The organism is Novosphingobium sp., from assembly GCF_027489515.1.
Classification (GTDB): domain Bacteria; phylum Pseudomonadota; class Alphaproteobacteria; order Sphingomonadales; family Sphingomonadaceae; genus Novosphingobium.
In genome coordinates this window covers 59,061-72,782 of sequence record NZ_JAIXZS010000027.1, presented here as the reverse complement: position 1 = coordinate 72,782, position 13,722 = coordinate 59,061, and the positions used below count along the sequence as shown (strand labels likewise).

The 13,722-nt window shown below is 67.4% G+C and carries 14 protein-coding genes; 7 read left to right on the top strand and 7 right to left on the bottom strand.

What is annotated here, in order from left to right; all coding sequences use genetic code 11:
• Positions 1 to 102: 102 nt before the first annotated feature.
• On the top strand, positions 103 to 762 hold the full coding sequence (locus Q0082_RS04710) for an HAD hydrolase-like protein (RefSeq protein WP_298190482.1): 660 nt from the start codon (positions 103 to 105) through the stop codon (positions 760 to 762).
• On the opposite strand, the gene Q0082_RS04705 is transcribed toward Q0082_RS04710, so the two are convergent.
• The gene (locus Q0082_RS04705) at positions 752 to 1,465 is read right to left on the bottom strand and encodes a M23 family metallopeptidase (RefSeq protein ID WP_298190480.1); all 714 of its coding nucleotides are present in this window, start codon (positions 1,463 to 1,465) and stop codon (positions 752 to 754) included. The two genes, Q0082_RS04710 and Q0082_RS04705, sit on opposite strands and share 11 nt — an antisense overlap.
• Positions 1,466 to 1,602: 137 nt before the next feature.
• Between Q0082_RS04705 and Q0082_RS04700 the strand changes: the two genes are divergently transcribed.
• Entirely contained in the window at positions 1,603 to 3,321 is a 1,719-nt protein-coding gene (locus tag Q0082_RS04700) for a phospholipid carrier-dependent glycosyltransferase (protein ID WP_298190478.1), read from the top strand.
• Here Q0082_RS04700 and rfbG read toward each other — a convergent pair.
• The 3 genes from rfbG to mutM all read right to left on the bottom strand — a co-directional run bounded on the left by rfbG (position 3,291) and on the right by mutM (position 6,091).
• Complete coding sequence (gene rfbG, locus Q0082_RS04695; RefSeq protein WP_298190476.1) at positions 3,291 to 4,385, bottom strand: CDP-glucose 4,6-dehydratase; 1,095 nt, start codon at positions 4,383 to 4,385, stop codon at positions 3,291 to 3,293. The genes Q0082_RS04700 and rfbG overlap by 31 nt on opposite strands.
• Complete coding sequence (rfbF, locus tag Q0082_RS04690) at positions 4,382 to 5,152, bottom strand: glucose-1-phosphate cytidylyltransferase (protein WP_298190475.1); 771 nt, start codon at positions 5,150 to 5,152, stop codon at positions 4,382 to 4,384. Before rfbF ends, rfbG begins: the two co-directional genes overlap by 4 nt.
• A 123-nt stretch (positions 5,153 to 5,275) precedes the next feature.
• Positions 5,276 to 6,091: a bifunctional DNA-formamidopyrimidine glycosylase/DNA-(apurinic or apyrimidinic site) lyase gene (mutM, locus tag Q0082_RS04685; protein ID WP_298190473.1), complete on the bottom strand. Its 816-nt coding sequence runs from the start codon at positions 6,089 to 6,091 to the stop codon at positions 5,276 to 5,278.
• A 60-nt stretch (positions 6,092 to 6,151) separates the two neighbouring features.
• Between mutM and ubiE the strand changes: the two genes are divergently transcribed.
• Genes ubiE through Q0082_RS04670 form a run of 3 tightly spaced genes read left to right on the top strand, consistent with a single transcriptional unit; the run spans position 6,152 to position 9,600 of the window.
• Positions 6,152 to 6,904 (top strand): bifunctional demethylmenaquinone methyltransferase/2-methoxy-6-polyprenyl-1,4-benzoquinol methylase UbiE, encoded by a 753-nt coding sequence (ubiE, locus tag Q0082_RS04680; RefSeq protein ID WP_298190471.1) that lies wholly within the window; start codon positions 6,152 to 6,154, stop codon positions 6,902 to 6,904.
• 10 nt (positions 6,905 to 6,914) lie between these two features.
• Positions 6,915 to 8,468: a 2-polyprenylphenol 6-hydroxylase gene (gene ubiB / locus Q0082_RS04675; protein WP_298190469.1), complete on the top strand. Its 1,554-nt coding sequence runs from the start codon at positions 6,915 to 6,917 to the stop codon at positions 8,466 to 8,468.
• Between the two features lie 13 nt (positions 8,469 to 8,481).
• Entirely contained in the window at positions 8,482 to 9,600 is a 1,119-nt protein-coding gene (locus tag Q0082_RS04670; RefSeq protein ID WP_298190467.1) for an acyltransferase, read from the top strand.
• Here Q0082_RS04670 and Q0082_RS04665 read toward each other — a convergent pair.
• Positions 9,597 to 10,001, bottom strand: a complete 405-nt coding sequence (locus Q0082_RS04665; RefSeq protein WP_298190465.1) for a hypothetical protein — start codon at positions 9,999 to 10,001, stop codon at positions 9,597 to 9,599. The genes Q0082_RS04670 and Q0082_RS04665 overlap by 4 nt on opposite strands.
• Before the next feature lie 109 nt (positions 10,002 to 10,110).
• Between Q0082_RS04665 and coaBC the strand changes: the two genes are divergently transcribed.
• Together coaBC and dut are read left to right on the top strand one after the other, a co-directional pair.
• Entirely contained in the window at positions 10,111 to 11,304 is a 1,194-nt protein-coding gene (gene coaBC, locus Q0082_RS04660) for a bifunctional phosphopantothenoylcysteine decarboxylase/phosphopantothenate--cysteine ligase CoaBC (protein ID WP_298190463.1), read from the top strand.
• Positions 11,291 to 11,761: a dUTP diphosphatase gene (gene dut, locus Q0082_RS04655; protein WP_298190461.1), complete on the top strand. Its 471-nt coding sequence runs from the start codon at positions 11,291 to 11,293 to the stop codon at positions 11,759 to 11,761. The genes coaBC and dut overlap by 14 nt, the downstream gene beginning before the upstream one ends.
• 17 nt (positions 11,762 to 11,778) lie before the next feature.
• On the opposite strand, the gene Q0082_RS04650 is transcribed toward dut, so the two are convergent.
• Together Q0082_RS04650 and trpS are read right to left on the bottom strand one after the other, a co-directional pair.
• Positions 11,779 to 12,486, bottom strand: coding sequence for a DUF4136 domain-containing protein (locus Q0082_RS04650; RefSeq protein ID WP_298190459.1), 708 nt, complete (start codon positions 12,484 to 12,486; stop codon positions 11,779 to 11,781).
• Positions 12,487 to 12,694: 208 nt separating this feature from the next.
• On the bottom strand, positions 12,695 to 13,714 hold the full coding sequence (gene trpS, locus Q0082_RS04645) for a tryptophan--tRNA ligase (protein ID WP_298190457.1): 1,020 nt from the start codon (positions 13,712 to 13,714) through the stop codon (positions 12,695 to 12,697).
• Positions 13,715 to 13,722: the final 8 nt, after the last annotated feature.

Genomic DNA, 13,722 nt, shown 5'->3' with positions numbered 1-13,722 from the left:
GTTGCACATTGCGCCCAAATTATTAACGTTACCTTAAGCATGAATTTATACGGATAGGGCGCCTGCTTAGGGCACTCCGACGCGTTACCGAGGTTGGTTTTGATGGCGCAAAGACCGCTGCTTGTATTCGATCTCGACGGTACGCTGGTTGACAGCAACGCCGCCTGCGTCGCGATTTTGCAGGAAATGCTGCAGGCGCGAAGAAGCGTGAACACCATCGATGAAGGCAGCGCCGCAGCCTACATGAGCCGCGGCGGACGCGACATGGTGCGGGCACTGCTCGGCGATGCCTGCCGCAATCCGGACGAGGATCTTAAGGAATTCCGTGCCCGCTATGCCGAGCACACAACCTCACGCGATACGGTGTTTCCCGGAGTCGAGACGGGGCTTCAGGCGCTGACGGACGCGGGCTTCACCATGGCGATCTGCTCCAACAAGCCGCAGGCGCTGTGCGAGAAGGTCCTCACGGATACCGGCCTCGCGGTCCATTTCGGCACGATCGTCGGCGGCAGGCCCGAGTTGCGGCCCAAGCCGGAACCCGATTTGCTCGATTGTGTGCTTTGCGCGCATCAGCTTCCCCGGGGCGAAGGCGTGTTCATCGGGGACAGCGAGATCGACCATGCCGTGGCCGACGCGTTCGGCATGCCGTTCCATCTGCTGAGCTGGGGCTATGCGCCGGCAGGATGGTCACCCCCGAGCGGGACCGTGCACCACAACTTCGAAACGCTGGTAAGCCACCTCAGCGGCGAGATCAGCGAATAGCGGGGGCTGGCAAACCTTCGCCTTGGGCATCGGCGGTGCCATCGGACGTCCACGCCCAGCGCGGGGCGGCTTCGGTTTCGCGCAGGTCGCTTTCGGGCCACGCGGGTTCGCCTTGCGTGCCAGGCGAGACCCGCATCGCTGCACGCAGCGGATCGATGGCGACACGGCCCATCCGCACTTCGTAATGCAGATGCGGGCCGGTCGAGCGACCGGTCGAGCCGATCTCGCCAATCTTCTGGCCGGTGGCGACCGGATCGCCCGGCGCGACGAGCACGCGTTCGAGGTGGCCATAGCGCGAGCGCACGCCGGCGCCGTGATCGATCACGACGAGATTGCCATAGCCGCCCGCCCAGCCGGCCTGGACCACGCGTCCGGCGCGAACGGCGCGCACGGTGGCGCCGGCCGGAGCGGGAATATCGACCCCGGCGTGAAACCGCGTGCCACCCTCGATCGGATCGCCGCGCCAGCCGAACCGCGATGAGAGCGGCAAGGCGCCGGGCGACAGCGAGATCGTGCGGTAATCGCCGGGCGCTTCCCGCACCACTTGCGGGGCTTCGTCTGCCGGCACAGGCCTGCCCTGCGGGCGAGCATCCTCGCCGGTGGGGAGCGAGGCGGGCGGGCTGCCGTCGGCCGCGCGGGCGCATGGCGTCGCTGCCACCAGCGCGAGCAGCAGGACAGGAAGGACGGCCTTTGCACCATGCATGCCGCACCATCTGGACCAGCGCTGGCGCCGCGGCAAGATGGCCTCTGCGCGGCGTGCTTGGCTTGGGCGCCGGTTATGCTAAGCGGCAGCCGGATGGCGGCAGGCTGGCAGGCTGCGCGCGCGAGCAGGGACACGCGATGGCAGATCACCGAGGGCAGAACCTGCCGCGCTCCCGCTCCACCATGCTTGCCATTACCGGGATCGTGGCGGCGGCCCTCGCCCTGCGGCTCTACGGGATCGGCTTTGGCCTGCCTGCACTCAACGATCCTGACGAGCTGATTTTCGAGCTCGGCGCGCTCAAGATGCTGCGCAGCCTGTCGCTCAATCCGGGCTGGTTCGGTCATCCGGGCACGACGACCATGGAACTGCTCGCCGTGGTCAATCTATCCGTGCTCGGCTTTGGCCGCGCCGTGGGCTGGTTTGCCGATACCAAGGCCTTTGCGAGCGCGGTCTATGCCAATCCGGCGTGGATGATCCTGCCCGGGCGAGCGGCAATGGCCGTGTTCGGCGCCGCGACGGTCTGGCAGACGTTCCGGCTGGGCGAGGACCTTGCCGGCAATGCCGACGAAGCCGCGTTGACGCGCCGCGCTGGCCTTGCCGCGGCCGCGCTGGTGGCGATCGAACCGGCGAGCGTCATCTGGTCGCAGGTGATCCGAACGGACATCATGGCGACGTTCTTCATGCTGCTGAGCCTGCGCGCGGCGCTGCGCGCGATGCGCGAGGAGCGGCTCAGGCCTCACGTGGTGGCGGGGATCTGGCTGGGCGTTGCGGTCGCGACCAAATGGCCGACCGGGATTGCCGGCGTGGCGCTGATCGGGGCGGCGGCAGTTCGCCTTGCCAATGGCCGGAGCAAGCCGCCGGCCATCGCGGCACAGCTTGGTGCGGGCGCTATCGCCACGGTGATCGGGCTGCTCGCCGTCTCACCCTATATCGCGCTCGATTTCGCGACCGTAGCGCGCAATCTGCAGGGCGAGGCGCAGAGCCACCACTTGGGGGCAACCGGGGGGAGCCCGCTCTACAACCTCGGCTGGTATGCGGGGGGGCCGGTCCTGACCGGCCTTGGCGTGATCGGTTGCGCCCTTGCGCTGGCCGGCGCGTGGTGGCTGCTGCGCCGCCGCGCCGGAGCGGTGATCCTGCCGGTGCTGGCCGCATTCACCGCGACGATCTGCAGCCAGGCGCTGGTGTGGGAGCGCTGGGTGCTGCCGCTGATGCCGCTGCTGGCGCTGGCGGTGGGGCTGGGCTGGGCGCAGATTGCTGCCCGCCTCGCGCAGACGCCGGCGCGGCGCGCAGGCGCGCTCGCGCTGCTGGCGGCGGCCCTCATCCAGCCGGCCACGGCAACGACGACGCGCAAGATCGAACGGCAGCACGATGCGCGCCAACTCGCGACGCGCTGGGCCGCCGCGCATATCCCCCCCGGCAGCACGGTGCTGGTGGAGCACTTTGCCTTCGATATCCTGCCCGAGCCGTGGCACCTGATCTTTCCGTTCGGCACGGTGGGCTGTGTCGACGTGCGCGCCTATCTCGGCGGCAAGGTCCAGTATGATACGGTGGATGCAGGCCGCGGCGGACGCTCCAACATCGATTATGGCACTGTCGCCGCCGACAAGCGGGGCACATGCCGCGCCGACTATGCGATCATCACGCAGTATGAACGCTATGCCGCCGAGCGCGACGCCTTCCCCGCGGAATATGCAGCTTATCGCGCCCTGTTCGCGCGGGGACGGATCGTGGCGACTTTCGCCACGGCGCCGGGCCGCATCGGCGGCTGGACAACACATGTGGTGGCGCTGGCGCCGCCGCAGCCGCCCGCCCAGACCCCGCAGGTTCAGGCCGACGCGGCGCTGCGCTCCCGGTAGTCAGCGAGCTGCGCCTGCGTGACGGCGCGCGCGTCCTCGCCCGCGCCCACGGCCTTGTGCCAATCGACGATCATGCCCAGCGCATCGTGCAGCGTGAGCGCGGTGCGCCAGCCGAGATCGGCGCGCGCCTTGGAGCAATCGAGCCGGAGCAGGCGCGCCTCGTGCACGGCCGCGCCGCCGGAGACGTCCTGCCAGCCAGTGCCCGGCGCAGCGCCGGACCAGGCACCGATCAGCCGGTCGGCAATCCACGAGACGGGACGCGCGTCGCTTTCGGACGGGCCGAAATTCCAGCCGCTGTCGATCCCCGCATCCCCGCCCGTGAGCCGCTGCGCCACGAGGAGGTAGCCGCTGAGAGCCTCCAGCACGTGCTGCCAGGGCCGGACCGACTGCGGCGCACGGATCTGCGGCGCATGGCCCGCCAGCAGCGCGCGGACGATATCGGGAACGAGCCGGTCTTCCGCCCAATCCCCGCCGCCGATCACGTTGCCGGCGCGCACGGTGGCGAGCCGGGGGCCAGGCACCGTGCTGAAGTAGCTGCGGCGATAGGCCGCCGCGACGAGTTCCGCTGCGCCCTTGCTGCTTGAATAGGGATCGTATCCGCCCATCGGATCGTCTTCGCGGTAGGGCCAGACCCATTCGCGGTTCTCGTAGCACTTGTCGCTGGTAACGCAGACGATGGCTTCGAGCCCGGCGATGCGGCGGCAGACGTCGAGCACATGGACGGTGCCCTGCACGTTGGTCGCGTAGGTCTCGACCGGCTCGGCATAGGACCGGCGGACGAGCGGCTGCGCGGCAAGATGCAGCACGACCGACGGCCGGGCGGCCTGCATCGCGGCCTCGACCGCGGCAAGATCGCGGATATCGCCTTCGATATGCGTCACCAGTTCACCGATGCGGGCCTGATTGAACAGGCTGACCGGTTCAGCCGGCAGCGCAAAGCCGGTAACTTTCGCCCCCATCGCGTGCAGCCACAGCGCGAGCCAGCTGCCCTTGAAGCCGGTTTGGCCGGTGAGGAAAACACGCCGGCCTTGCCAGAAGGCGTCGTTCACCAGGTTTTGGCTCACCAGATTTTCCATGGCGCGCCTTCTTCCCACAGCCTTTCGAGGTAGAGCTTGTCGCGCAGGGTATCCATCGGTTGCCAGAAGCCTTCGTGGCGATAGGCGCCCAGCTCCCCCGCAGCCGCAAGCTGTTCCAGCGGTTCGCGCTCCCACGTCGTCGCGGGGCCTTCGATCAGATCGATCACCGAGGGATCGGCGACGAAGAACCCGCCGTTGATCATGTTGCCGTCTCCGGCAGGCTTTTCCTGGAAACTGCGCACGAACGCGCCCTCGATCTCGAGCGCGCCGAAACGGCCCGGCGGGGTCACGGCGGTGATCGTCGCACGCTTGCCGTGGGCCTTGTGGAACGCGAGCAGGTCGGTGATGTCCACGGTCGCGACGCCGTCACCATAGGTGAAGCAGAAGGGCTCGCCTTCCTTCAAGTAGGGCCGCACCGCTTTCAGACGCCCGCCCGTCATCGTATCGGCGCCGGTTTCCACCAGGGTGATCCGCCAGGGCTCGCTCCAGTTCTGGTGGACTTCGACGCTGTTCTTGGTGAGATCGAGCGTAACATCGGCCATATGGAGGAAGTAGTTCGCGAAGTACTCCTTGATCATGTAGCCTTTGTAACCGAGGCAGATCACGAAATCATTCACGCCATGCGCGGAATAGATCTTCATGATGTGCCACAGGATCGGCATGCCGCCGATTTCGACCATCGGTTTCGGGCGAACCGATGTTTCCTCGCCCAGCCGCGTTCCAAGGCCGCCGGCCAAAATCACTGCAATGGTCAAGCCACACTCCTGCGGACAAAAAAGAGCGCATCCCGGCGTGGCGGGTGCGCTGACGTTGCCCGACGCTAATCAGACGACGCGCCGAGTTCAACGCCGAAGCCGATCCGACATGAACAGAAGCTGTCAGAGCCGCTGGCAGTGCCCGCAAAAGAACGTGGAGCGCCCGCCCTGCACCACGCGGCTGACCGGACGGCCGCAGCCGCATGGCTCGCCCTCGCGTCCGTAGACACGCCAGTCCTTTGCGAAATAGCCAAGCTCGCCATCGGGGCGGACGTAATCGCGCAAGGTGGAGCCGCCGGCGCGAATCGCTTCTTCGAGCACGGCGCGGATTTCCGGCACCAGCCGGCCCAGCGCGGGGCGGCTGACCTTGCCCGCCTCGCGCTCGGGGTGGATCTTCGCGCGGTGCAGCGCCTCGCAGACGTAGATATTGCCCAGCCCTGCGACGATCTGCTGATCGAGGAGCAGCAGCTTCACGGCAGCGAAGCGGCCATCGAAAGCCTTGGCGAGGTGGCCGGGGGTGAGGCCGGGGCCTAGCGGCTCGGGCCCCATCGCGGCGAACTGGGGCCATCTTTCCAGCGCGGCGGTATCGACCAGATCGACAGAGCCGAAGCGGCGGGCATCGTTGAGCGCAAGGGTGCGGCCCGCACCGGTTTCGATAACGAGATGATCGTGCTTGCCGATTTCGTCGGGATCGATTCGCCAGCGCCCGCTCATGCCAAGGTGGAAGACCATGGTCTGCCCGCGATCCACATGGATCAGGCCATACTTGGCGCGGCGGCCAAGCCCGGTGATGCGCGCGCCGGTAAGCGCTTGCACGAGATCCGGCGGAAACGGGCGGCGCAGATCCGCGCGGCGGGTCTCGATACGCGCGATCACCTGTCCATCGAGGACATGGGCAAGGCCGCGGACGGTGGTTTCGACTTCTGGCAATTCGGGCATGACGCAATTGCACCTAACAGGCTTTGCCGTGGCGGCAATTCCCACGTAAAGGCGCGGGGTATGACTGACGCAACCGCTGCCGAGCCCGAAACCGTCTCCTTCGGCTATGAGGAGGTGACCCCGGAAGAGAAGACCGAGCGCGTTGGCGCGGTGTTCTCGTCCGTCGCCAAAAACTATGACCGGATGAACGATGCCATGTCGGCGGGGATGCACCGGCTGTGGAAGGACCGTTTCGTGCGCCTGGTGAAACCGCGCGCAGGCGAGGCGATCCTCGACATGGCCGGCGGCACCGGCGACATCGCGTTCCGCATGGCGCGGCATGGCGCGGCGATCACCGTGTCCGACATCAACCAGGACATGCTCGACGTGGGCATCGAGCGGGCCGAGAAGCAGGGCATTCAGGGCCTCAGCTGGTCGCGCCAGAACGCCGAGGAGCTGACCTTCGGCGACAAGGAGTTCAGCGCCTATACGATCGCCTTCGGCATCCGCAACGTGACCCGGATCGACAAGGCCCTGGCCGAGGCGCATCGCGTGCTGAAGCCGGGCGGGCGGTTCTTCTGCCTCGAATTCTCGACCACCGAGTGGCCGGGTTTTGCCGAAGTCTATGATTTCTACTCGCACCGCATCGTGCCGCAACTGGGCCAGATGATCGCGGGCGATGCCGAATCGTACCGCTACCTGATCGAATCGATCCGCCGCTTCCCAAAGATGCGCGAATTCGAGGGCATGATCCGCACGGCCGGTTTCCGCCACACCAAGGTTGAGCCGATTCTGGGCGGCGCTGTGGCGATCCATTCGGGCTGGAAGGTCTGAGGACCACCCTTTGACCCGGCACATCACCCATATCCGCCGCTTGCTCGGCTGGGGCATCACGCTTGCCCGGCATGGCGCGCTGATCGGCATCGAGAACGATGCGAACACGCCGGCTCCGGTGCGGCGGCTGGTGAAGCTGGCGCGCTGGGCCTCGCTGACGGGGAAGAACCGTGACCGCGACTATGCCGGGGCGTTTCGCGCGATCGGCCCAGCGGCGATCAAGCTGGGGCAGACGCTGGCGACGCGGCCCGATCTGGTGGGACCGGGGCCGGCGGAGAACCTGCTCAAGCTGCAGGACAAGCTGCCGCCGGTTGATTTCGCACTGATCCGGCGCGAGATCGAGACGAGCTTCGAGCGGCCGCTGGAATCGCTGTTTGCCGAGTTCGAGCAGGAACCGGTCGGCGCGGCGTCGGTGGCGCAGGTCCACCGCGCGGTGACGACCGATGGCCGCCAGGTGGCGGTCAAAGTGCTGCGCCCGGGCGTGCGCGAAAAGTTCGCCGCCGATATCGCGACCTACGAATGGGCCGCCGCGCATCTCGAGGCGCTGGGCGGCGAGGCCTCGCGGCTGCGCCCGCGCATGGTGATCGCCAACTTCAAGCGCTGGACCTTGCGCGAGCTCGACCTTCGGCGCGAGGCGGCTTCGGCTTCCGAGCTTGCCGAGCAGATGCACGCCTTTCCGGGCTACCGCGTGCCAAGCATCGACTGGGACCGCACCAATGGCCGGGTGATGACGCTCGACTGGATCGACGGGATCAAGATCAGCGACAACGCGGCGATCGATGCCGCCGGGCATGACCGCAAGGAACTGGCGAGCCGGCTCGTCATCGCATTCCTGCGGCAGGCGATCAGTGGCGGATTTTTCCACGCCGACATGCATCAGGGCAACCTGTTCATCGAAGCCGACGGCACGATCACCGCGATCGACTTCGGCATCATGGGCCGGATCGACCGGCGCGCGCGGCAGTGGCTCGCGGAAATCCTCTATGGCCTGACGACGGGCAACTACACCCGCGTTGCCGAGATCCATTTCGAGGCGCAGTATGTGCCGAGCTACCATTCGGTGGCCGAGTTCGCGACGGCGCTGCGCGCAGTGGGCGAGCCGATGCGCGGCAAGCCGGTGAGCGAGCTTTCGGTCGGCCAGATGCTCGACGGGCTGTTTGCGATCACCCGCGATTTCGACATGCAGACCCAGCCGCACCTGCTGCTGCTGCAGAAGACGATGGTGATGGTCGAAGGCATCGCCACCCAGCTCGACCCATCGATCAACATGTGGGACGTGGCCGCACCTTTCGTGCGCGACTGGATCCGCGACGAGCTGGGCCCGGAAGCCGCGATTGCGGACCGCATCCGGGAGAACGTGAAGACGCTGCTTGGCCTGCCCGATCTCGTCCGCCGGGTGGAGGAGCGCTTCCCGCCCAAGGGCGGTGCGCCCGAGGATCCACCGCTGCCGCCGGTCGCGCTGATCAGCGATGGGGGCGGGCTGGGCTGGCTAGGCTATGTCACCGCAGCAATTGTCGGCGCGGCGGCAAGCGCGGGGGTGATCCTGCTCGGGCCCTGGTCATGAGGGGAAACTGAGGATGGGCAAGAGCCCTCCCCTGCCCGGCCTGCGCCTGCCCAAGCGGCATTTCAATGCGCTTGACCTTTCGCGCCTGCTCGCGGCGTGTGCGGTGCTGTTCTGGCACTACCAGCACTTTTTCGTGCCGCCGGTGGACTATCAGTTCCATGTGAATCGGGCGAAGGTCTCGCCGCTCTACGACGAGCTGTGGTGGCTGTTCGATTACGGCCACGTCGCGGTGCAATACTTCTGGGCGGTCTCGGGCTTTGTCTTCGCGCACGTCTACCTCGCCGACGAAGGCGCGCGGGGGCGGTTCTGGCTGGCGCGGGTGGCGCGGCTCTGGCCGCTGCACCTGCTGACGCTCGGCCTCGTCGCGGTGATGCAGGCGGCCTACAGCGGGGCGAACGGCACCGAATTCATCTACCACCATCAGGATGCGAAGCACTTCGCGCTGAGCCTGGGGCTGGCGCATTACTGGGGCTGGCAAGCAGACCAATCGTTCAACGGGCCTTCGTGGTCGCTTTCGACCGAAATCCTGGCCTATGCCGCGTTCTGGCTGCTGCTGCCGGGGCTGCGCCGTTCGCCCACGATGCTGGCGCTGACGGCGGCGGTGATGGCGCTCGCGCTGTTCTTCCTGAAGGCGCCGGACGGTCCGGTGTTCACCTGCATCGGCTATTTCTTCGGCGGCGCGGCGGTCTATGGCGCGGCGCTGAAGGGCGGGCTGCGTGCAGGGCTGCTCGCGGCGCTGGCGGCGGTGCTGACCGCGGCGGCGCTGTGGCTGGGGCTCAAGCTGCACTGGAGCGATGCGGCGACGCTGGCGGGCACGTTTGCCGCGCTGTTCGCGGTGCTCGCGATCGACACCGCCGACCGCAGCGACCGGCTGGCGGCGGCGCGGCACCTCGGCGACGCATCCTACGGGGTCTACCTCTGGCACTTCCCGATCCAGCTCGCGCTGGTGCTGCTGATCGACAGCGCGCTGGGATCGCGCGGGATTGCGCGGCAGCCTGCGTTCCTGCTGTTCTTCGTGGGCGCGAGTGTGCTGGCGGGCTTTGCCTCGCACCGCTGGTTCGAGCGGCCGGCGCAGAAGCTGGTGCTGAAGCTGGCGGGCAAGCGCCGTGCGGCGGGGGCGGTTGCCGCCTAACCGGCGATTTCGGCAATCCTGTGATGCGGCAGCAGGCGCCACGCCGCCAGCGCCAGGACGACATGGCCGGCCTCGGCCGCCATCGGCAACGCCCAGCCGGGATAGGCGCCGACGACGGCGAGGTTGAGCGCCCGGCCCGCGAGGGTCGTGCCGAACAGCATGGCGGGCACGAGCAGCAAGTCCGCATTGCGCCGCCAGGCACCCCACATCATGCAGACCGCGCCGACGCCGAAGAACGAGGTCATGTCGCCGCGAATGGTCGAGAGGCCGGCAGTGCCGATGGGGGCGATGCCGAAGACCGGACCCGCAGCGGTCGATTGCGGGGTGAGCAGGAAGGAGCCTGCCATCGAGAGATCGAACATCCCGACGAGGAAGATCAGGGCGGTCAGGATCAGGCGCATCGCTGGTTTTCCTTGTGTTTGTTCCAGCGTGGGCCAGCCGGGGCGCCGACGCAAGGGCGGCGCAGCAAAAGGATTGCGCGGCGCAGCCCGGCATTGCACAAGCGCGGCCATGCAGGGCAAGCGCATCCTTCTCATCATCGGCGGCGGCATCGCGGCCTACAAGGCCAGCGAGCTGGTGCGCCTGATCCGGCGTGAGGGCGGCGCGGTGACCTGCGTGCTGACCGAAGGCGGCAGCCATTTCGTGACGCCGATGACGCTGGCGGCGCTGAGCGAGAACGAGGTCCACACGACGCTTTGGGATCTCGATGCCGAGGCGAAGATGGGCCACATCCAGCTTTCGCGGCAAGCCGATCTGGTGGTGGTCTGCCCGGCGACGGCGGACCTCATGGCGCGCATGGCAGGCGGGATCGCCAACGATCTGGCGACAACGCTGCTGCTCGCGACCGACAAGCCGGTGCTCGCGGTGCCGGCGATGAATGTGCGGATGTGGGAACACCCCGCGACGCGGCGCAACGTGGCGACGCTGCGCGCCGACGGCATCGAGGTGATGGAGCCCGACGAGGGGCCGATGGCCTGCGGCGAATTCGGAGCCGGCCGCCTGCCCGAGCCGCCCGCCATTCTCGCCGCGATTGCCGCGAAGCTGGGCGGCGTGGCCACCGGTCCGTTGGCGGGCAAGCATGTGCTGGTGACAGCCGGGCCGACGCATGAGCCGATCGATCCGGTGCGCTACATCGCCAATCGCTCCAGCGGGAAGCAGGGTTTCGCCATTGCTGCAGCGGCTGCACGGATGGGCGCGCGGGTGACGCTGGTCGCAGGGCCGGTGAGCCTGCCGACGCCGCCGGGGGTGACCCGCGTCGATGTCGAGACTGCGCGCGATATGGCCGCTGCCGTAGCGGCAGCGCTACCTGCCGATGCGGCGGTGATGGTCGCGGCAGTGGCGGACTGGCGGGTGGCCAGCGAAGCTGATCAGAAGCTCAAGAAAGATGGCTCGGGCGTTATTCCGCCGCTCCACCTGACGGAGAATCCGGATATTCTGGCACGGCTGGGCGCTTCGCCCGACCGCCCGCGCCTGCTGGTGGGCTTTGCCGCCGAGACCGAGAACGTGGTGCCCCACGCGCAGGCCAAGCTCGCCAGGAAAGGCGCGGACTGGATCGTGGCGAACGACGTTTCGGGAGACGTCATGGGCGGGCACCTCAACGCGGTGCACATCGTGCGCGCGGACGGAGTCGAGAGCCTGCCCGAGATGCCCAAGGACGCGGTCGCTGCCGCGCTCGTCGAAAGGATTGCCGATGCACTTGCCTGACCCGGTTCCCGTGATGGTCAAGCGCCTGCCAGGCAACGACGACCTGCCGCTGCCCGCCTATGCCACCAGCGGCGCGGCGGGGATGGACGTGGTTTCGGCGGAGGACGTCGACCTCGCCCCCGGCGCGCGCCATGCCGTCGCGACAGGGCTCGCCATGGCGATCCCCGAAGGCTTCGAGATCCAGGTGCGCCCACGCTCGGGGCTGGCGCTCAAGCACGGCATCACCGTGCCCAATACGCCAGGGACGATCGACAGCGACTATCGCGGCGAATTGAAGGTCATCATGATCAACCTCGGTGCGGAGACGTTCTCGATCCGCCGGGGTGACCGCGTGGCGCAGCTTGTGTTGGCGCCAGTCACGCAGGCAAGCTGGCTCGAAGTCGAGGAACTCGATGAAACCGCGCGCGGGGCGGGCGGGTTCGGCTCGACCGGGGGCCTCGCGGCGCTCCCCGGCTGAGCCGAACCGCGCCGGGTTCAGCCCTTCTTCTTCTTTTCCGGCGCGATCGAGATCTTCACCGTCTCGCCGTTGTGGCCGGGGAAGCCGGTGAACATCGCCTCGACCAGATTGGGCACGAGATAGGGCAGGCGGTTCGAGGTGGAGGCCGCTTCGGCCTTGCCTTCGAACAGGCGCTTGCCATCGGCGCGGCGATCGATCTTCATGTCGATCCCGCTGGTGTAGACCGTGACCACATCGACGTTGTTGTAGCCGCCGCCGCCGTAGAAGAACGGATCATAGAAGCCGTAGCCCCAAGGCCCACCGAAGCCGCGGCGGCCCCAGCCGCCACCCCAGCCGCCCCAACCGCCGAAGCCCGGGCCCCAGCCCGGACCATACCAGCCGCCCCAGTAGGGATCGCCGAAGCCGGTGGTGCGCAGCTTGTCACGCCCCTTGTCGACACCGTAGTCGAACTGGACGACGAGATCCGCGGCCTGCGGGCTGGCAGCGGGCACATAGCCCACCTTCTGCAGCTGCGCCGCGACAAGGCTGGCATATTGCGCAAATTCGAGACCACCCGCGTTGCGCGGATCCTGCGGGACAATTGCGAAGCTCTGCCCGGCGGGCGCCGGCAGTTCGGCCTGAAACCGCGAGACATTGGCATTGAAGGGGGTGGCGCAGCCGCCGAGCGCCAGCAGCAGGGGTGCTGCCAGCATGGCGAAGCGGTTGCGCATGGAATTAAGGTTCATATCCGGCAACTCCTTGGTGCGGGACCAGCTCCCCTGTCAGCCAGCACCGCTGCATTGGTAGCATGGGAAAAGGTTGCGCGTCAGGTGCTGAATGGCCCTTGAACAAGAAGGCAAAATCCCCGTGTTTCCGGGCGGTTCGTGCGTCTGAGCGGCAATGTGATGCAATTTGTTACACCCCCGCATCACATCGCCAACACAGCAACAGCGGTTAACCCCTGAGCAGCCCGAGTGCGCCATAGGCACGCGCCAGAGTCGGTGCAGCCAGCGCGCGCGCCCGCGCCGCCCCATCGGCGAGGATCGCATCGAGCGCGGCGGTATCGCTGCGCAGATCGCGGTAGCGCGCGGTGATCGGGGCGAGCTTTTCGATCAGCAGTTCACCGAGCGCCGGCTTGAACGCGCCGAAGCCCTGTCCGCCGAACCGCGAGAGGACTTCGGCCTGGCTGATCCCCGCCATCGCAGCATAGATGCCAACGAGGTTTGCTGCTTCGGGGCGCCCTTCAAGGCCGCCGGCCTCGCTCGGGAGCGGTTCGGGATCGGTCTTGGCCTTGCGCACCTTCTGCATGATCGCATCGGTATCGTCGGTGAGGTTGATGCGGCTCATGTCGGAGGGATCGGACTTCGACATCTTGGCGCTGCCATCGCGCAGGCTCATGATCCGCGCGGCTTCGGGCGGGATGATCGGCTCGGGCAGCGTGAACACCGGATCGGCCTCGGATGCGAAGTCGTTGTTGAACTTCTGCGCGATATCGCGCGCGAGTTCGAGATGCTGCTTCTGGTCCTCGCCCACCGGCACGTGGGTCGCCTGATAGAGCAGCACGTCAGCCGCCTGCAGCACCGGATAGGTGAACAGGGCCACGCTGGCGCCTTCGCGGTTCTTGCCCGCCTTGTCCTTCCACTGCGTCATGCGGTTCAGCCAGCCCATGCGGGCGGTGCCGTTGAGCAGCCACTGCAGCTCCGCATGGGCGGGGACTTGCGTCTGGTTGAACAGGATGGAGCGCTTCGGATCGATCCCGCAGGCAACAAGCGCTGCGACCATTTCGCGCGTTCCGGCGCGAAGTTCGGCAGGTACATGCGGCATCGAGATCGCGTGGAGATCGGCCAGGAAATAGAGGCATTCGTGCCCCTGCGCGGTCCATTCGTCCTGCATCGCCACCCAGTTCCGGATCGCGCCCAGATAGTTGCCGAGGTGAAGATTGCCGGTGGGCTGGATGCCCGAGACGATACGCATGGACTTGG

What these genes read in the sequence shown, in the direction of transcription:
- coaBC (WP_298190463.1), top strand. Translation starts at nt 10,111, where the DNA reads ATGCAGGGCAAGCGCATCCTTCTCATCATCGGCGGCGGCATCGCGGCC.
- Q0082_RS04710 (WP_298190482.1), top strand. Translation starts at nt 103, where the DNA reads ATGGCGCAAAGACCGCTGCTTGTATTCGATCTCGACGGTACGCTGGTT.
- dut (WP_298190461.1), top strand. Translation starts at nt 11,291, where the DNA reads ATGCACTTGCCTGACCCGGTTCCCGTGATGGTCAAGCGCCTGCCAGGC.
- ubiE (WP_298190471.1), top strand. Translation starts at nt 6,152, where the DNA reads ATGACTGACGCAACCGCTGCCGAGCCCGAAACCGTCTCCTTCGGCTAT.
- Q0082_RS04700 (WP_298190478.1), top strand. Translation starts at nt 1,603, where the DNA reads ATGGCAGATCACCGAGGGCAGAACCTGCCGCGCTCCCGCTCCACCATG.
- Q0082_RS04650 (WP_298190459.1), bottom strand. Translation starts at nt 12,486, where the DNA reads ATGAACCTTAATTCCATGCGCAACCGCTTCGCCATGCTGGCAGCACCC.
- Q0082_RS04670 (WP_298190467.1), top strand. Translation starts at nt 8,482, where the DNA reads ATGGGCAAGAGCCCTCCCCTGCCCGGCCTGCGCCTGCCCAAGCGGCAT.
- trpS (WP_298190457.1), bottom strand. Translation starts at nt 13,714, where the DNA reads ATGCGTATCGTCTCGGGCATCCAGCCCACCGGCAATCTTCACCTCGGC.
- Q0082_RS04705 (WP_298190480.1), bottom strand. Translation starts at nt 1,465, where the DNA reads ATGCATGGTGCAAAGGCCGTCCTTCCTGTCCTGCTGCTCGCGCTGGTG.
- Q0082_RS04665 (WP_298190465.1), bottom strand. Translation starts at nt 10,001, where the DNA reads ATGCGCCTGATCCTGACCGCCCTGATCTTCCTCGTCGGGATGTTCGAT.
- mutM (WP_298190473.1), bottom strand. Translation starts at nt 6,091, where the DNA reads ATGCCCGAATTGCCAGAAGTCGAAACCACCGTCCGCGGCCTTGCCCAT.